Source organism: uncultured Parasphingorhabdus sp. (genome assembly GCF_963975735.1).
In the GTDB taxonomy this organism is placed as follows: Bacteria; Pseudomonadota; Alphaproteobacteria; order Sphingomonadales; family Sphingomonadaceae; genus Parasphingorhabdus.
In genome coordinates this window covers 44,699-62,036 of the sequence record NZ_CAXBIA010000016.1, presented here as the reverse complement: position 1 = coordinate 62,036, position 17,338 = coordinate 44,699, and the positions used below count along the sequence as shown (strand labels likewise).

19 protein-coding genes and 1 tRNA gene are annotated in these 17,338 nt (G+C 56.9%); 8 read left to right on the top strand and 12 right to left on the bottom strand.

Features of this window, described 5'->3' with window-relative positions; genetic code table 11:
- Positions 1 to 139 precede the first annotated feature (139 nt).
- Positions 140 to 214, bottom strand: a tRNA-Gln gene (locus tag AACZ86_RS14295).
- Positions 215 to 300: 86 nt separating this feature from the next.
- On the bottom strand, positions 301 to 1,404 hold the full coding sequence (locus AACZ86_RS14290) for a branched-chain amino acid aminotransferase (protein WP_339693653.1): 1,104 nt from the start codon (positions 1,402 to 1,404) through the stop codon (positions 301 to 303).
- A 102-nt stretch (positions 1,405 to 1,506) separates the two neighbouring features.
- Between AACZ86_RS14290 and AACZ86_RS14285 the strand changes: the two genes are divergently transcribed.
- On the top strand, positions 1,507 to 2,022 hold the full coding sequence (locus AACZ86_RS14285) for a MarR family transcriptional regulator (RefSeq protein WP_339693651.1): 516 nt from the start codon (positions 1,507 to 1,509) through the stop codon (positions 2,020 to 2,022).
- A 43-nt stretch (positions 2,023 to 2,065) separates the two neighbouring features.
- Here the strand turns inward: AACZ86_RS14285 and AACZ86_RS14280 are convergent, their stop codons facing one another.
- From AACZ86_RS14280 to AACZ86_RS14270, 3 genes are all read right to left on the bottom strand, one after another.
- The gene (locus tag AACZ86_RS14280) at positions 2,066 to 2,572 is read right to left on the bottom strand and encodes a YbjN domain-containing protein (RefSeq protein WP_339693650.1); all 507 of its coding nucleotides are present in this window, start codon (positions 2,570 to 2,572) and stop codon (positions 2,066 to 2,068) included.
- Between the two features lie 151 nt (positions 2,573 to 2,723).
- Positions 2,724 to 3,074 carry an accessory factor UbiK family protein gene (locus tag AACZ86_RS14275; RefSeq protein ID WP_339693648.1) on the bottom strand — a complete coding sequence of 117 codons (351 nt, stop codon included), beginning with the start codon at positions 3,072 to 3,074 and terminating at the stop codon, positions 2,724 to 2,726.
- A gap of 48 nt (positions 3,075 to 3,122) precedes the next feature.
- Complete coding sequence (locus AACZ86_RS14270; protein ID WP_339693646.1) at positions 3,123 to 3,671, bottom strand: TspO/MBR family protein; 549 nt, start codon at positions 3,669 to 3,671, stop codon at positions 3,123 to 3,125.
- 258 nt (positions 3,672 to 3,929) lie between these two features.
- On the opposite strand from AACZ86_RS14270, the gene AACZ86_RS14265 reads away from it, so the two are divergent.
- A complete protein-coding gene (locus tag AACZ86_RS14265; RefSeq protein ID WP_339693644.1) occupies positions 3,930 to 5,744 on the top strand; it encodes an ABC transporter transmembrane domain-containing protein in 1,815 nt (604 codons plus the stop codon).
- A gap of 45 nt (positions 5,745 to 5,789) precedes the next feature.
- On the opposite strand, the gene AACZ86_RS14260 is transcribed toward AACZ86_RS14265, so the two are convergent.
- From AACZ86_RS14260 to AACZ86_RS14240, 5 genes are all read right to left on the bottom strand, one after another.
- On the bottom strand, positions 5,790 to 6,416 hold the full coding sequence (locus tag AACZ86_RS14260) for a hypothetical protein (protein ID WP_339693642.1): 627 nt from the start codon (positions 6,414 to 6,416) through the stop codon (positions 5,790 to 5,792).
- Between the two features lie 148 nt (positions 6,417 to 6,564).
- Positions 6,565 to 7,017 carry a biopolymer transporter ExbD gene (locus tag AACZ86_RS14255; protein WP_339693640.1) on the bottom strand — a complete coding sequence of 151 codons (453 nt, stop codon included), beginning with the start codon at positions 7,015 to 7,017 and terminating at the stop codon, positions 6,565 to 6,567.
- A 46-nt stretch (positions 7,018 to 7,063) separates the two neighbouring features.
- Positions 7,064 to 7,585, bottom strand: a complete 522-nt coding sequence (locus AACZ86_RS14250) for a biopolymer transporter ExbD (RefSeq protein ID WP_339693639.1) — start codon at positions 7,583 to 7,585, stop codon at positions 7,064 to 7,066.
- Between the two features lie 106 nt (positions 7,586 to 7,691).
- Positions 7,692 to 8,447: a MotA/TolQ/ExbB proton channel family protein gene (locus tag AACZ86_RS14245; RefSeq protein ID WP_339693637.1), complete on the bottom strand. Its 756-nt coding sequence runs from the start codon at positions 8,445 to 8,447 to the stop codon at positions 7,692 to 7,694.
- A gap of 80 nt (positions 8,448 to 8,527) precedes the next feature.
- Positions 8,528 to 9,181 (bottom strand): energy transducer TonB, encoded by a 654-nt coding sequence (locus tag AACZ86_RS14240; RefSeq protein WP_339693635.1) that lies wholly within the window; start codon positions 9,179 to 9,181, stop codon positions 8,528 to 8,530.
- A gap of 265 nt (positions 9,182 to 9,446) precedes the next feature.
- Here AACZ86_RS14240 and AACZ86_RS14235 point away from each other — a divergent pair, with 265 nt between their 5' ends.
- On the top strand, positions 9,447 to 10,283 hold the full coding sequence (locus AACZ86_RS14235) for a hypothetical protein (protein WP_339693633.1): 837 nt from the start codon (positions 9,447 to 9,449) through the stop codon (positions 10,281 to 10,283).
- 87 nt (positions 10,284 to 10,370) lie between these two features.
- Positions 10,371 to 11,669, top strand: coding sequence for a homoserine dehydrogenase (locus AACZ86_RS14230; RefSeq protein WP_339693631.1), 1,299 nt, complete (start codon positions 10,371 to 10,373; stop codon positions 11,667 to 11,669).
- Here AACZ86_RS14230 and AACZ86_RS14225 read toward each other — a convergent pair whose 3' ends face one another.
- Positions 11,670 to 12,152, bottom strand: coding sequence for a hypothetical protein (locus AACZ86_RS14225; protein ID WP_339693629.1), 483 nt, complete (start codon positions 12,150 to 12,152; stop codon positions 11,670 to 11,672). It abuts the gene before it with no gap.
- Positions 12,153 to 12,213: 61 nt separating this feature from the next.
- On the opposite strand from AACZ86_RS14225, the gene glpX reads away from it, so the two are divergent.
- The 3 genes from glpX to AACZ86_RS14210 are packed head-to-tail and all read left to right on the top strand — an operon-like array spanning position 12,214 to position 15,013.
- The gene (gene glpX, locus AACZ86_RS14220) at positions 12,214 to 13,188 is read left to right on the top strand and encodes a class II fructose-bisphosphatase (protein ID WP_339693627.1); all 975 of its coding nucleotides are present in this window, start codon (positions 12,214 to 12,216) and stop codon (positions 13,186 to 13,188) included.
- Between the two features lie 2 nt (positions 13,189 to 13,190).
- A complete protein-coding gene (locus tag AACZ86_RS14215; RefSeq protein ID WP_339693625.1) occupies positions 13,191 to 14,426 on the top strand; it encodes an alpha/beta hydrolase in 1,236 nt (411 codons plus the stop codon).
- Positions 14,423 to 15,013, top strand: a complete 591-nt coding sequence (locus AACZ86_RS14210; RefSeq protein ID WP_339693623.1) for a uracil-DNA glycosylase family protein — start codon at positions 14,423 to 14,425, stop codon at positions 15,011 to 15,013. Before AACZ86_RS14215 ends, AACZ86_RS14210 begins: the two co-directional genes overlap by 4 nt.
- Here the strand turns inward: AACZ86_RS14210 and AACZ86_RS14205 are convergent.
- The gene (locus tag AACZ86_RS14205; RefSeq protein ID WP_339693621.1) at positions 15,010 to 15,501 is read right to left on the bottom strand and encodes an NAD(P)H-dependent oxidoreductase; all 492 of its coding nucleotides are present in this window, start codon (positions 15,499 to 15,501) and stop codon (positions 15,010 to 15,012) included. The genes AACZ86_RS14210 and AACZ86_RS14205 overlap by 4 nt on opposite strands.
- Positions 15,502 to 15,566: 65 nt before the next feature.
- Here AACZ86_RS14205 and recJ point away from each other — a divergent pair, with 65 nt between their 5' ends.
- Entirely contained in the window at positions 15,567 to 17,333 is a 1,767-nt protein-coding gene (recJ, locus tag AACZ86_RS14200) for a single-stranded-DNA-specific exonuclease RecJ (protein ID WP_339693619.1), read from the top strand.
- Positions 17,334 to 17,338: the final 5 nt, after the last annotated feature.

Below are 17,338 nucleotides of genomic sequence, written 5' to 3'. Positions count from 1 at the left end.
TCCTTGAATCAAACTTTGGCCGCGTTGGGAAGGGGCTATTTTTCGAGGTGGCCTTCTAAAAGGGGTTATCTAAATCGATAGTAGCAAGGCTCTAAAGTTCGAGGGGGAAACCTCCGCCTTTTCGATTATAATGTAAAACTGGTTGGGGTGGCAGGATTCGAACCTGCGCATGGCGGCATCAAAAGCCGCTGCCTTACCACTTGGCGACACCCCAACATTAGCGGGCCTGATTCTGGTGAGCCGCGCTGGTGAACGGGCCTATTATCCAGTTTGCCCGCAAGGAGCAAGAGGCAGTTGAAACTAAGCTTCGAACAGTCGCTTGACCCAGCCATGATCATCCGGCGCAACCCCGCGCTGGATATCGACAAGACGCCGCCGCAATTTTTCGGTTAGCTGTCCGGGGCCGCCGCCGCCTATGGTGAATTCACCCGTGCTGGAACGGACTGTCCCGACAGATGTGACAACCGCTGCGGTACCGCAGGCAAAGGTTTCAACCAGCTTTCCGCTCGCCGCATCCGCTTCCCACTGATCGATCGCATAAGGCGCTTCAACCACCGTCAGCCCCTCTTCACGGGCAAGGGTGATGATCGAGTCACGGGTAATGCCTGGCAGAATTGTTCCACCAAGCGGCGGCGTAATCAGCCTGCCGTCATCCATCACGAAGAAAAGATTCATGCCGCCCAGTTCTTCAACCCACTTATGCTCGGCGGCATCGAGGAAAACGACCTGATCGCAATTTTTCTCGATTGCTTCGGCCTGGGCAACAAGACTGGCGGCATAATTGCCACCACATTTTGCTGCGCCGGTTCCGCCCGGTGCCGCGCGACTATATTGTTCGGACACCCAGATGCTGATCGCAGAAGCGCCGCTCTTGAAATAGCCGCCGGCAGGAGATGCAATCACCAGATAGAGATATTCCTTGGCCGGACGGACGCCGAGGAACACTTCGCTCGCGAACATGAACGGCCGCAGATAAAGCGAACCGCCCTCGACCGAAGGGAACCAGTCCTTGTCAATATCGACCAGAGCCTCAACCGAATCGAGGAACAGTTTTTGCGGCAATTCCGGCATCGCCATCCGCCGCGCAGATGCCTGAAAGCGCTTCGCATTTTCTTCAGGACGGAATAATGCGGTCGCGCCATCGGTAAGGCGATAGGCTTTCATGCCTTCGAATATTTCCTGGGCATAATGGAGAACCGAAGAGGCAGGATCCATCAGTATCGGTTCGCGTTTGGCTATTCTGGCGTCGTGCCATCCATCGGCTTCCGTATAGCGGATCATGGCCATATGATCGGTGAACAAAGTCCCGAACCCCGGGTTCTCCAGAAGCTTGGTCCGCTCGCTGGCATGCACCGGCGTCGCGCTGGGCTCCAGTTTGAATTCCAGGTTTTCAATATCTGCCATATTCCGCCGCTTTCACTGTGAATCATGCCAACAATTGGAAGATATGGAAGCATGTTTCTATTGTCTTGCATTCCTCTAATCAGCCTGTCAAGATACGTCAACATGACTGACGTATCTCGCCCTGCATCTTCCCCCGGTGCCTCTCCGCTTTTTCTGCGCGAGGACGAAGTCCGCCGTGGAATCGAGTTGCTTTATTTCGGCTATACCCGGCTGACCAACGCGATCGATCAAGAGCTTGCCAAGCACGGGTTGGGCCGGGCGCACCACCGGGCGTTATATTTCATTGCACGCCAACCTGATCTGACCGTAGGCGAACTGCTGAAATTGCTGGCGATCACCAAACAGTCGCTCGGCCGGGTGCTGAAGGAACTGCAGGAACGGGATTTCATTCTGACATCCACTGGCATCGTCGACCGGCGCCAGAAAATGCTGCGCCTGACCGAAAACGGCGTCGCTCTGGAAGCGGAATTGTTTCGCCAGCTGCGCGAGAAGCTCTCTTCCGCCTATGTTTCGGCCGGTCAGGAATCGGTCTCCGGCTTCTGGCATGTGCTGGAAGGCCTGGTCCCGGAAAGTGACCGCAAGATGGTATTCGACTTGCGCGGAGACAATAACTCCTGACTAGCCCTTACCCACTGTCGCGATAACCCGACAGGGCTGGATCTCAGGCTTCACCGACCGTATCGACCATCGCATGCGCGATTGCATCCTGCGGACTCTTGTCGCTCCACAAAACAAACTGGAAGACCGGATAAAAGCGCTCCCATTCTTCAATCGCCAGATCGACAATCGTCTGGGCCTGGTCAAGCCCCAGCATGCCGCTGCCACCCAACAGGGTTGCATGGCGGAACAGCAAAATATTATTATTCGACCACAGGTCAAAATGCCCCAGCCAAAGCTGTTCGTTTATCAGACCGAGCGTTTCGTATATTACGGCTTTCTTGTCCTCCGGAACCCTGATCTCCGGCAGCAGCAATATTTGCAGGACATGATCCTCATTCCGCCAGATCGCGCGCATCTGGTAGCTGGTCCAGTTGCCCTTTATCTCGACCGACAGTTCGTCATCGCCGGTCCGATCGACCGACCAGCCGCGCGCCTCGAAAAATGCCGCCAGCATGTCCACGGGCGGTGCTTCATCCTGATCAAGCTGTTCCCATTGGTCGTCAAGCATCGCAGTTCCAGATCCTTTGCTGTTGGGAGCGTAGTGGCCCACTCGCCGGATCAGGGCAAGACAACGGAACGCCTGCTTTCACATTGATTGTGGGAACGCTGTGGATAATGAACGGCGAACGATCGCAGAACGCCGCTATCCCTCTGCCGCCTTATTTGGAAGCAGGCGGCTTCCCGGCGGTGCTTTTGGACGCAGCAGGCTTTGCCGCGGCCGGCTTGCGGGGCGTCGTGCTTTTTGTTGCCGTTTTCTTCGCCGGGGCGGAGGCACTCTTTTCGAGCGCATCAACACGCTTCTTCAGCGCATCGGCTTCTGCCCTTGCCTTCGCTGCCATTTCCTTGACCGCTTCGAATTCGTCACGCGACACGAAGTCCATGCCGCCGAACCATTCCTTGGCGCGTTCTCGCGCACCGGCTTCCGCTTCGCGGCCGACACCGGCCACAGTTCCAGCAAGGCCGTTCAATACCTTGGAAATATCATCGAAAAAGCGGTTCTGGCTTTGCATTTTAATAAACTCCGTCTTGGACCTTTCGGGGTCCGAAAAAATATTGCCTTATATCTGGGATCTCGCCGCCGGAACGACAAGGGTCTCCGCACCCGGATTCAGCGATTCAATCTTTTGATTGAGCACCGCTGCGAAACATAGCCAGGCGAGATAGGGCACCAGCAGCCATGCTGCGGCCTTGCGAATTCTCCCGAATATAAGTGTCGTACCCAGCGCCATCAGAAAAATAATGACCAAGAGCCAAAAAGCGGCCCCGACCTGATGCATACCGAAGAACAATATCGGCCAGAAAAGGTTGAGTGCATATTGCACAAGATACAGGACGATAGCGGGTCCGCGCAAAGGTGCGCCTCTAGCATGGAGAACCATCGCGAAAGCGGTCCCCATCATGGCATAAAGCAACGCCCATGCAGCCCCAAAGACCCAGCCCGGTGGTTGCGCGGCCGGCTTGGCCAATGCCTGGAACCAACGATTCTCCTCGCCGGAATTCGCAAACTGGCTAAACATGAAACCAAGAAGCACCGTGACCGGCACAATGAACAATATCCACCGGAGCAAAGACATCCGCAGCTGACCTTTTGAAGCTATCTGATTCACAGGGGCAGCATCCTTGATTCTAGAATTATACGAATCGTCCGGGACGGCTTGTCCCCGAAACCCCTATGCTTTTAACAATCTCTCGGCGTTTGGCTAGCGTTATGCCGCTGAACCCGAAGCAACAGCTATCCAGGTAAATTTTGCATCGCTCTTGGTATTTTCCCATTGATCGCCATGTTGACCGGACAATAAGCTCCGGAAAGCGCCGGGACAATCGAGTGATTGTTACAATTGGGACGGGCTGCTAAGCGCATTATTATGAACGACAGAACCAATTCCAGCGACATAGATACCCCTCCCGCACCGCTCAAAAAGATCGGCAATCTGCGGATGGTATTCCAACAAGCCGTTAATTATCCGAAACAAATCATCTTCGCTCTGATGGCTCTTTTTGTCTCCGCAATGGCAACCCTGGCGATACCGGCAGGCTTCAAAACCATCATCGACAAAGGGTTCATGGCAGGAAACGGGGATATCGCTCCTTATTTTCAGGGCCTTCTGGGGATAGTCGCGGTTCTTGCAGTCGCGACAGCCTTCCGTTTCTATTTTGTCAGCTGGCTCGGCGAACGGGTCGTCGCCGACCTGCGGCTCGCCGTACAGGCCAATTTGCTGCGGCTGGCTCCGGGTTTTTTCGAGGAAAACCGGCCATCGGAAATTGCCTCGCGTATGACCTCCGATACGGCGATTATTGAACAGGTAGTGGGAACCACGGTATCCGTCGCCCTGCGCAATATCGTCATCGGGATCGGCGGGATCATCTATCTCTTCACGCTTGCCCCTGCGCTCACCGCAGGACTGCTGCTCGCTATACCGGTCATCATTCTGCCGATTGTTTTTATCGGCAGGAAGCTGACCAATGTATCGCGATCCAGCCAAGACCGGGTCGCCGACGTCGGCGCGATGATTTCCGAAGTATTGGGCGCGATGAAAATTGTTCAGGCTTTTGGACAGGAAAAGCGCGAGCACGAACGGTTCGGCGGAGCGGTTGAATCGACCTTTGACACCGCCAAGCGCCGTATCCGGTTGCGCGCCGCGATGACTGCCATCGTTATCGGCTTGATCTTTACCGGCATCGTCATGCTGATGTGGCGCGGTGCGATCGGCGTGGCAGACGGATCGATTTCGGGCGGCACAATTGCAGCGTTCGTCCTAACCGGCGGTCTTGTCGCCGGCGCCTTTGGCGCCCTGACCGAGGTCTATGGCGACCTTTTGCGCGGCGCGGGTGCGGCGGGCCGGCTTGCGGAACTGCTATCGGAGAAACCAAGCATTGCTTCGCCTGAAAACCCGATTGCGTTGCCGGAACCGTCGCGCGGCAAGATCGCTTTTGACAATGTGACCTTTGCCTATCCGACGCGTCCGGACACCAACGCTCTCCGCAACTTTTCGCTAACGGTATCGCCCGGAGAAACCGTCGCCGTCGTTGGCCCGTCCGGAGCGGGCAAGTCCACCCTGTTCCAGCTGGCACAGCGCTTCTACGATCCGCAAAACGGGTCGGTCCGTATCGATGGCGTATCCCTGCCTTCGGCCGATCCTTCGGAGATCAGACAGCGGATGGCGCTGGTGCCGCAGGAGACCGTGTTATTTGCAGCCTCGGCCCGCGACAATCTGCGATATGGCAAATGGGATGCAACCGACGAGCAGATTTGGGAGGCCGCCCGCGCCGCCAACGCCGAAAAATTCCTCCGCGCTCTGCCCGAGGGGCTGGACAGCTTCATGGGCGAAGCCGGCACACGATTGTCCGGCGGCCAGCGCCAGCGCATCTCTATTGCCCGCGCCTTGCTTCGCAACACGCCGATATTGCTGCTCGACGAAGCGACCTCCGCCCTGGACGCCGAAAGCGAAAAGCTGGTGCAGGACGCGCTCGACCATTTGATGCAGGACCGCACGACTATTGTCATTGCCCATCGCCTCGCGACTGTCCGGTCCGCCGACCGCATCATCGTGATGGATGAAGGCCGGATTGTCGAACAGGGCGACCATGACAGCCTGATTGCCCAAGACGGACTATATGCGCGGCTTGCCGACCTGCAATTCAACAGCGCGGAAACAAGCCGCTCAAAAATCACGTCCTGACCAGTTTCGCGCTATAACGGCGGTGGTAATGGTTCACCGCCGTGCCTAATCCGCTTCTCGCGACTTTCGGAGACGGCGCCAGAGGAAACAGGCGAACAGATTGATCACCAGCAGGCTGGAAAGCGACGGAACGACGGCGGCTGCACCCGCCCCTTCCCCCAATGCCAGGCTGACGATGATTTTCATGACGGTTCCGACGTTGATCACCAGCAGACCAAACCAGGGATTGCGCTGCCAGAATGCGTAAAACAGCAAGAACAGGAATATCAGGACCGCCGTGATCAGCGCAAGGAGCGGCAGAATGCTCGCGTTGGAGAAAAAGAGGTCCGCCTCCCATTGCAGATATTCCCTGATCGCCGGATCGGCCGCATCAGGAGCAGCAAACCAGAAAAGACTGGTTGCGAGCAGCAGCATGAAACCGAGGACATGCCAGATTTTCCGCCGATAGGCATAATATGCTGCGGGAATGATGAACAAGGGGCGGGAATACCATGAAAAGAGATTCTGGTGTCGTTCCCAGACCCATGCACCCATATCCGTTCCGGACAAATAGGCGGACGTGAAGATGATGGCCGAATAAACCAGCATCAGCCCGATTATCCAGAGCAGGAGCAAATCGATTTTCGCTGATGTGGTCTTTGGCATTGCCTGTCCCCCCGCATATGGCTGCATGGGATACATCCTGCACGCAACTAAGTAGCGTGCTGCAATTTCCCCGGGCCCTTGTTGCAGAACGACAGTCTGGCTGGTGTCGGGCCTGCACCATAAAAAAGGGTCGCGATATTGCTACCGCGACCCCTTTCAATTCATTGCGTCGACCCTAATTCGGTGCGCGGCTCGCTTTGTTGAAGCTGCCATATTGTTCGTTACCGACAAATCCGAATTTCGTCACGCCGCTGTCCTTGATCACGGCCAAAGTGCGATCGGTGGTCAGATAGGCGCTCAGCGGATCGGGCTGGAACTGAAGCTCTGGTTCCGGAACCATTGATTTCGTCTGAGCCAGATATTGTTTAACCTGATTCAGCGTCACCTCTGTGTCGTTCCAGACGATCTGGTTGGTTGCCGTGATCCCGAGACGGTTTTTTACCGGATCGACAAAATTTGGCGGTGGCGGACTGTCATCCGCAACCGGCAGGTCGATTTTAACCGCGTGCGTTTGCACAGGGATTGTGATGATGAACATGATGAGAAGAACCAACAAGACGTCGATGAGCGGCGTCGTGTTCATCTCCATCATTGGCTCGCCGTCATCGTTTCCGCCACTCATTGCCATTCGTGAGTCTCCTTAAACCTTGTATAATTCTAGCTGTCGTTCGAAACTATTCGACGACAATCGGTGTGGACAAAAAGCCCACTTTCGCGAACCCGGCGCGCTGCATGGTGTATATCGCGCCACCAATGCACTTGTAGGGTGTGTTGATGTCTCCGCGGATATGGACTTCCGGCATATCTTCCGGCGTCATATTTTCGACGCCGCCAAAGGCTTCAATCTGGTCTTCCAGCTGTTTCACAGCTCTGGTCACCAACTCGGTAGAATTCACCGGAGTGGTGTTCCAGTAGACACGGCAATTACCGCCGGGAGTGGCTCCCGAATATTCGGCATCACCCGGGTCCCGTCCTGCGGCATCAGTCGTCGTGACGGACAGCAGCACATTCTCGCGCTTCGTCGTTGTCACTTCAAACGGAAGTACCGGAAGCTCGAGTTCCACGGACTGGATGACCACCGGAACCGCGATCAGAAAAATGATCAGCAGGACCAGCATAACGTCCACAAGTGGGGTTGTATTAATATCGGATAGAGGAGTTTCCTCTCCGCTACCGCCCCCAACATTCATCGCCATAGGATTTTATCCTCTCAAAACTAAACCATCTGAAGGGAACGAAGGCCCCCTTTTCGTGCGTTGGTCCGGTTGCCAGCCAAATGTGGCTGGCAACCCGACCTACGGCTTATTTCTTTGCGGCTGGTGCAGCAGGTTTCGCAGCAGCTGCAGCAGCGGCTGGAGCGATTGGTTTAACGCCGCCGTCCGAAGCCATATAGCCCAGAACATCGTTGGAGAAGGCTGACAGCTGTTCAGCGATCCGCTTGTTGCGTCCCTGCAGCCAGTTGTAAGCCAAAACGGCTGGAACAGCCACACCAAGACCAAGTGCGGTCATGATCAGAGCTTCACCAACAGGGCCAGCAACAGCATCAATCGAAGCCTGGCCAGCGATACCGATTTTGATCAGCGCGCGGTAAATACCGATAACTGTACCGAACAGGCCAATAAACGGCGATGTCGCACCAACGGTTGCCAACCATGGAAGGCCGGTTGCGAGTTTGGACTTGATCAGATCCTGTGACCGTTCGATCGATCCGTGCAGCCAGTCATGCGCTTCAACCGGGTCGGTCAATTTTGCATGGTCTGAATCAGCCTTGATCGCGTCGTCAACAATCTGGCGATAGGCGGAATTCTTGTCGAGCTTCGCAGCGCCTTCCTTGAGGGTGCCTGCACGCCAGAAAGACGTGCGCATGGCCTGGCCCTGTTTCATGACCTTGTTCTGCTCGAACAGTTTCGAAAACAGGATATAGAAAGAAGATACAGACATGATCGTCAGAATTGCAAGAACAGACCAGGCGATGACGCCGCCCTGCTGCATGGCTTCCCAGAAACCAAAAGCGTTTTGTGGTGCTGTCGAACCAGCGGCCAAAATTTCAATCAACATTTTAATATTCCCCTCAGGATAAATTAATAGCAAAAAATCTGTGCGGGAAGGACATCACATGATGCCCTCCCCAGTGTTCATTATTGAGGTATTTCCCAACGAACGGCGTTGGAATAATAGCCGGTTGTCGGATTTCCGTTTGAGTCCAGAGCAGGTCTGAATCGCGCACGGCGGGTCAGGTTTTTGCAAGCAGCCTGATCCAGATCGGAATGGCCGCTAGAACCAGTGATCTGACAATCGCTTACCCTGCCGTCGGCGTTGACAGTCAGCCGGAAACGGGTCGTACCTTCACGTTCCTCGCGCAGAGCCCGCGAAGGATAGTCATTCGCGTTAGCCCAGTTGCCAGGGTTGCCACGGGCCTCGGGATTCGCCCGCTGTGGCGGAGGAGGTGGCGGAGGAGGTGGGGGAGGTGCCACCACCGGTGCCGGCCGTGGCGGCGCGGTTGGAACCGATTGGATCACTGGCCTCGGTGCAACCACAGGCGCCACGATGGGCGGTGGCGAGACCACAGGAGGTGGTTCAATCGGCTGTTCAGGAGGTGGAGGCGGTTCATCCGGTTCTTCCGGCGGCTCTTCCTCTTGAATGTCGATCATGTCCAGTTGCGATGCAACCTTCGTGACGGCCTTATAGGCTAGTCCGGTGACTAGCGCATAGCCAAGTAACAGATGGATGACTACGACAAGAAAAATTGATATAATCTTGCTCGAACTCATCTCTTGGTCAGCATAAGCCATTCAGAAATGTAACTCCTTTTTCCCCATCAAGGTCGACGCTTCATCACTGAAGCCCTAGTTAAAGGGCATGGGGCTTGAAAAAACCGTCGCGACCTTTGTTATCCCGTATGACAGCTTTTCATTCACTTGGAAGCTGTCTTAAATTTGTTTTAACGTGGTAGTTCCAAGCAGGCAATCGCTTTGTTGGTTCAGCACCGATTAAGCTGTTAAAGACCTACAACAGGGGTTAAATGCAGCCTCCTGAAATCCTGTTCCAGAGAAAATCATGCGCCCTTTTATGATACTCGCCTTTACACTGTTTTTTAGCCAATTTGCGTCGGTTCCGGCTTTTTCGCAGGTCCCGGAACAGGCAGATCCGTTGCAATATGCCGACCTCGCCGACCTCAGCGCGGATGCCCCGATAATTGTGCATGCAACGGTTAAAGAAGCGATGAAAGTGGCCCCAGAACGGGCGCCAAATGCACCGCCGGGAACCCAGCGTTTTTATATTATCGCATCAACACATGCCCTGATTCGTGGTCAGGGAGGGGTCGGCGAAACGATTCGCTATATAATTGATCTTCCGCTTGATGACCGTGGCCGGGCTCCGAAAATCAAGAAAAAGCCATTCATTATCTTTGCCCGTCGTTCGGCGGGCGGCGGCGACAATGTACAGCTGGTCGCCAAGGATGCACAAATTGCCTGGACCCCCGACCGTGAACAGCGGGTCCATTCGCTGGTCCGCGAATTGCTGGCCCGGGAAGCACCGCCAGCCATTTCCCGCATCGCCAGCGCTTTTCACGTGCCCGGTACGATTATAGGCGAAGGCGAAACCCAGATATTCATGGAAACCGAGACCGGATCGCCGATTTCAATCACGGTGCTAAAACGGGCGGGACAGCAGAAATTCTGGGCGGTGTCGCTCGGCGAAATTGTCGACGAGGCCGCACGTGCTCCAGTCAGGAACGGCCTCCTCTGGTATCGCCTGGCCTGTTTTCTCCCCCGTCAATTGCCTTCCGGGGCGCTGGCCGGCGACACAGGCGCAAATGCGCAGCAGGCGCGGAGTGACTATCAGATGGTTCTCCGCGATCTCGGCAACTGCCCGAGGTCACGTCAGCCCTGATACGGCAGAACTAGTACTGGCATTCGTCAAGGGCGGCGCTAATAAGGCGCCAACAATCTCACCTGAAACGAAAAGAGGCCAATGATCATGACTGCTCCCCTTCGCATAGCGCTCGCTGGACTGGGCACCGTCGGGACTGGAGTCATCCGGCTCATCGAAGAAAATGGCGCGATGATTACGCAACGGGCCGGACGGCCGATCGTTGTAACCGCTATTTCCGCCCGCGACCGGAACCGGGATCGCGGCATTGATCTCGCGGCCTATCCATGGTTCGACCAGCCCGAAGACCTTGCATCGCTTGATGATATAGACTGCGTAGTGGAAATGATCGGCGGCTCCGAAGGCACGGCACTGGATCTGGCACGCAAAAGCCTGGCGTCAGGCAAGTCTTTCGTCACAGCGAATAAAGCAATGATCGCCCATCACGGGATGGAATTGGCCAAGGCTGCAGAATCCGGAAATCTGTCGCTGAGATATGAAGCCGCTGTTGCGGGCGGTATTCCTGTTATCAAGGGACTCCGCGATGGTGCCTCAGCCAACCGGATCGAGCGGGTTTACGGCATTCTCAACGGCACCTGTAACTATATTCTCACCGCGATGGAAAAACACGGCCATGCCTTTGACGATGTGCTGAAGGAAGCACAGGAGATCGGCTATGCCGAAGCCGATCCCAGCTTTGACATTGATGGCGTCGACGCAGCCCACAAATTGGCCATTCTCGCAGCGTTGTCCTTTGGCAAGGCGCTTGACTTCGAAGGCGTGGAAATCGACGGGATTCGTCACATCATGGCGGCGGATATCGGTCAGGCCAAGGCATTGGGCTATCGCATCCGCCTGCTCGGCATGGCCCGGCTCGATGACGGAAAATTATTCCAGCGGGTCAATCCCTATCTGGTGCCGGAAAGCCATCCTCTTGCCCATATCGACGGATCGACCAACGCAGTGGTTGCCGAAGGCAATTTTTCCGGCCGCCTGATGTTTCAGGGTGCTGGCGCAGGTGAAGGACCAACGGCCTCCGCCGTTGTCGCCGATCTGATCGACATTGCCCGTGGCGATGCCGGCACCGTATTTGCCGCGCCAGCCAGTGCAATGGAACCATGCGAGCGCGCCGAGAACGGCAACCGGGTCGGCAAAAGCTATATCCGCTTCATCGTCGCCGACAAGCCGGGTGTTCTGGCTGAAATTACCGCAGCTATGCGCGATGCCAATGTATCAATCGAGAGTCTCATCCAGACCGAGAAAGCCGCCGAGGGATCGGTGCTGATTTCCATGGTTACCCATGACAGCCGTGAACGGAATGTCGCGCGGGGTCTCGCAGCCCTGTCCAGTTCGACCAGTTTAAAGGCCGCTCCGGTAGTGATGCATTTGCTGAGTGATCAGGACTGATCAATCCGGTTGTTCAGGCGACAGGGGCCTGACCATCGCCTGCCGGACATAATCTTCATCAGGCACCTCCGGATCTATCACATTCCAGAGCCGGCCAGCGGCTCCGCCACCGCTGCCGCCGGCTCCTCCGAAGCTCACTTTAACCAGCGACACGCCCTTGAAGCAATTTCGCTCGTCCATGGTCACATAGCAACGGCCCTGCTGGATGATTTCGGGATTGGCTTTTGGCAGGGGTTCCCGGATTCGTTCTCCGGGTTTCGTCTCCAGTCCGGGAAACGGCAGGCGCTGCTGTCGATCAATTTCCGGGGTCCCGCAGACCACAATCTCGTCATTGGTCCGGTGGAGGAGACAGCCATCGGCATCAACAGCGACCAGTCGCCGGGCATGTTCTACCAATTGCCGGGTTCGGTCGTCCGGTGACACTGCCTGCGCCATCGCGCTGGACGGGATCAGCAAAAAGATCAGGAAAACCGGTCTCGACATTATAATATCGCTCCCCTATCGAGAATTCAAAATTACCCCTATAGAAGGACTACTCCACAATATGCCCGAAGCAAGCCAAATATTGGATCGCGTACTTGTCATGGAAATGGTACGCGTTACCGAAGCGGCGGCCATATCGGCGGCCAACCTGATCGGTCGCGGCGACGAAAAAGCGGCTGATGCCGCCGCTGTGGAAGCGATGCGCGCAGCGCTGAACGAGTTGGACATATGCGGCACCGTGGTCATCGGCGAAGGCGAACGGGACGAGGCTCCGATGCTTTTTATCGGCGAGAAAGTCGGGCGCGGCTGTGAAGGCGAAGCGCCGGCCATTGATATCGCGCTTGATCCGCTCGAAGGCACGACCATCACCGCCAAGGCAGGTGCCAATGCATTGGCCGTTCTTGCTATCGCGGAAAAGGGCAATCTGCTGAACGCGCCAGATGTGTACATGGACAAGCTGGCCGTCGGACCAGGCTATTCACCCGGCATCATCGATCTCGACAAGTCGGTTACCGAAAATGTAGCCGCCGTCGCCAAGGAAAAGGGCGTCGAACCCTCGGAAATCATCGTCTGCGTTCTAGACCGTCCGCGCCATGACAAGATCATTGCCGAATTGCGCGGGATCGGTTGCGGAATCATGCTGATTCCCGACGGCGATGTCGCCGGTGTGATTGCAACGTCGGACGAAGACACGACCGTGGACATGTATATGGGCAGCGGCGGTGCGCCCGAAGGCGTGCTCGCGGCTGCTGCGCTGCGCTGCGTTGGCGGACAGTTCAAGGGCCGTCTGTTGTTCCGCAACGATGACGAGCGCCAGCGCGCCTATAAATGGGGCATTGAAGATCTCGACAAAATCTATGACCTGAAGGAATTGGCCAAAGGCGATGTCATCTTCGCTGCGACAGGCGTTACCCACGGCTCGCTGCTCGAAGGCGTGAAGAAATTGCGCGGCGGCAAGATGACCACCGAAAGCGTAGTGATGCGCGCATCGTCCGGCACCGTGCGCTGGGTGAAGAGCGAGCATCGCAAGACCTGAATATGGCAATGGCAGGCCGTCAGATATTGAAGAATATTGCGTCGAGGGCCCGCTGGACAATTCTGGCATTGCCATGGTTGATCGCCGGCTGTGTGACGCCGGTGGAATATGGTGAAATACCGCATTCCGCCTATGTTGCCGCCGACCGGTGCAATCCGACTGCGAGCGATACGGTCGATGGCAACGACAAGCCTTTTTTCTTCGTCACGAGCCGGCTGCCGGACTGCCTGACCGAAAATATCAGCCTGCTCAATCATCGCGGAGACAAGGTCCGCTACGGCCGTTTCGCCGGACCGCGGGATGTCGAACGCGAACCGGGCAAAACGACCCGTACCATTCCGCTGGCTTTCTCCAATTCTCAGCTTTGGTGGACAAATCTTTCCAGCGAAATGAAAGCTGCCGACGGGCGGGTGCTGCTCTATGTCCACGGTTATCGGGAAACATTTTTTTCGAGTTCGAGCGATGCGGTCCAGATTGCGCGGCTGGCGAATTTCACCGGCCCTGCCATTCAATATAGCTGGCCTTCGCAAGGCGCCCTGCTGAAATATCCGGTTGATGAAACCAACATGTATTGGGACGAACGCAATTTTCGCAAATTCCTGATGCAGCTGGCGCAACTCGAAACGACGAAAGAAATCGTCCTCATTTCCCATTCGCTCGGCGCGCGACTGGTTTTGCCATCGGTGGAATATGTCGACCGCAATGTAACCAATAGCGATTCCAGCGTTATTTCGAACATCATTCTCGTTTCCCCCGATGTCGACACACAGGATTTCGAACGCGACATTGCTGAAGAGATATTGTCGGACCGGCGAGTCCGCAACGACCGCAGGATCACGGTTTACGCGTCGCTGCATGACCGGGCTTTATCCCTGTCCGACAATTATCACGGCTATCCCCGCCTTGGCTATCCGAGATGTTTTGATCCCTTTGAAGCTGCTGATCTAAAGGCGAAGAATCTGCCCGAGAGATGCTATGCAAAGCATCCAAAATATGTGGAGGCTATCGACAAAACGGCTCTGACCATAATCGATAGCACTGCTATCAGTCGCGGAACATCGGGTCACAGCAACTATCTGCTGAGCGCGCCGGTTTGCAAGGATTTTGCGGCAGTGGTCAACGGCGAGAGAACACCGAAGGGCAGGCAGGCAACGCATCTTGCGCATGTATTCACTCTTGTGCCGCCGCCAAAAGACGCGAAACCCGACCATTTGGCGATTTGCCGCCGGACAGAATGACGACAGGCGATCCCGATCGACTGGCTAAATTGCTTGCCGAGGTTCGCGCCTGCACGATCTGCTCTGGCTTGCCGCTCGGTCCCAAACCGCTGGTGCAAGCGGATAGCGCAGCACAGATTCTGCTTGTCGGGCAGGCTCCCGGCAGCAAGACCCACGAAAAAGGCAGGCCGTTCGATGATGCCAGCGGTAAGCGGCTGCGCGACTGGCTGGGCGTGACCGAGGATCAATTTTACGATCCCCGCCTGTTCGCCATCATCCCGATGGGTTTCTGCTTTCCCGGAACCGGCAAGGGTGGCGATATGCCGCCGCGACCGGAATGTGCGCCGGCCTGGCGCAAGCCGCTGCTAGAAGCCTTGCCGAACATCAAGCTGACACTGGTACTCGGCCAATATGCGATGAACTGGCATCTCGGAGATCGGAGACCCCGCACGCTGACCGAAACCGTGCAACGCTGGCAGGAATTCTGGCCGGAGCTTCTCCCCCTGCCCCACCCCAGCCCGCGCAATATCCGCTGGTTCAAGGCCAATCCCTGGTTCGAGGCGGACGTGATACCGGTCCTGCAGGACCGTGTGCGCGAACTGGTCTAGAAGACACCCATGGCTAAACCCGCCGATAGCGTGGCCCCGATCTCCGAACATTTTGCCAGATCGGTCGGTCCAATCGTTTTCTGCGCGAGTATCTCTTCTTCGGTCTGCGCATGGGTACAGATTATCTGGCTATCGATGACTTTCTTGAGCCGCCAGCCGGTCGCGATCCGCTCGACTTGCTTCCTGGCATTTTCGCCATCCGATCCGGCGCAGATCATCGCAGCATAAGGCCGTCCCTCGATCTTTCCGAGCAGGGGATAATAGCAGCGGTCGAAAAAGGCCTTCATCACCCCGGCAATCGCCGCCAGATTTTCCGGCGTCGCAAAAATATAGCCGTCGGCGGACAGCATGTCTTCCGGCTGACAGTCTTCGGCCCGCATGACGCATATCTCGCTACCTTCTTCCTCCCGCGCGGCATCGGCGGCAGCCTCGACCATCTGGGCGGTGCCGCCGGTATAGCTGTAATAAACGATCAGAAGTTTTTTCATCCCCCGCTCTCTAGCAAGCAACAGACCGATTGTCAGCGCCGCAGCTTTCACGCATAGCACCGACCATGAATGCAGTATTGAACGTAGAAAAATCCCTGTCCGGCCAGACCTGGCGCTGGCGCAGTACCAGCGCCGACGCGCGCGATCCCGGGTTCCAACCGGATGATCTGGTCACCCAATTGTTGCTCGCCCGTGGTGCCAGCCGGGAAACGCTGGAGGTCAACCGCGACCCGACGATCCGCGGCTTCATGCCCGATCCCTCGGTGTTTCAGGATATGGACAAGGCGGCGGACCGCCTGGCGCTTGCCATCAGGAATCAGGAAAAGGTCACAATATTCGGCGACTATGATGTCGATGGCGCGACCAGCGCTGCCTTGCTGATCCGCTTGCTGAGGGACCTTGGACTGGAAGCGAGCTATTATATCCCGGACCGGCTGATGGAAGGCTATGGTCCGTCGGGCGAGGCTCTGGTTAGGCTCGGCGAACAGGGCAGTAATCTGGTGGTCACCGTCGATTGCGGGGCAATGGCCTTTGAAGCGCTCGACATGGCCCATCAGGCCGGTGTCGAGGTGATCGTGGTCGACCACCATAAATGTGCGGTGGAACTGCCCAAGGCGCTCGCGCTGGTCAATCCGAACCGGCTGGACGAGAGCGATGCGGGCGCCGAACACGGCCATCTCGCAGCGGTCGGCATGGCGTTCCTGCTCGGGGCTGCTCTGGTCAGAACTCTGCGCAAGCAAGGCTTCTTCAAGGATCGAACCGAACCGAAATTGCTCGAGCTGCTGGATATCGTCGCTCTGGGCACGGTCGCCGATGTCGCGCAGCTGCGCGGCCTTAACCGGGCCTTTGTCGCGCAGGGCATCAAGGTGCTCGCAGGGCGCCAGAATATCGGCCTGTCGGCGCTGATCGACGCCAGCCGGCTCAAACGCGCACCGATCTGCTCCGACCTCGGCTTTGCTCTCGGTCCGCGGATCAATGCCGGTGGACGGGTCGGCAAATCGGATCTCGGCGTGCGATTGCTGATCACGCAAGATCCGGAGGAAGCGCAGGCCATCGCCGCCGAACTCGACCATTTCAATCAGGAACGTCGGGCGATCGAGGCCCATGTGCTCGAGGAAGCGGATGCCATGTGTTCCTCGCAGCAAAATCAGGCCGTAGCGGTACTCTCCGCCAAAGGCTGGCATCCCGGCGTGATCGGTATTGTCGCTGGCCGGATCAAGGAAAAGCTGAACCGTCCGGCGATCATCATCGCGCTGGACGAAGAGGGAATCGGCAAAGGTTCGGGACGTTCGATTTCCGGCATCGATCTCGGTGCCGCGATCATCGCCGCCAAGGATAGCGGTCTGCTTATCGCCGGCGGCGGCCACGCGATGGCTGCGGGCATCACCATCGAAGCGGACAAGGTCGACGCCTTTTCGGAATTTCTCAACGACCGGCTCGCGGACAGCGTCGGCAAGGCGCAGGATGGCAAGGCGCTGCTGCTCGATGCGGTACTGTCGCCGAAGGGTGTCAATCCGACGATGGTCGAAGCGATGGATGGCGCCGGCCCCTATGGTATGGGCTGGCCCGCACCGCGCATCGCCACCGGTCCGGTGCGAATCATCAAATGCGATATTGTCGGAACCGACCATGTCCGGATGATCGTCGCCGGCGATGACGGCGCCTCGATCAAGACGATCGCCTTTCGCGCTGCGGAAAGTGATCTCGGTCAGGCATTGCTCCACGCTCCGCGAGGGCGGAAATTGTGGATAGCAGGCCGCGCGAAGATCGATGACTGGGGCAGCCGCCCGTCGGCGGAAATCCATCTGGAAGATGCCGCCTGGGCCGATTGAGGGAG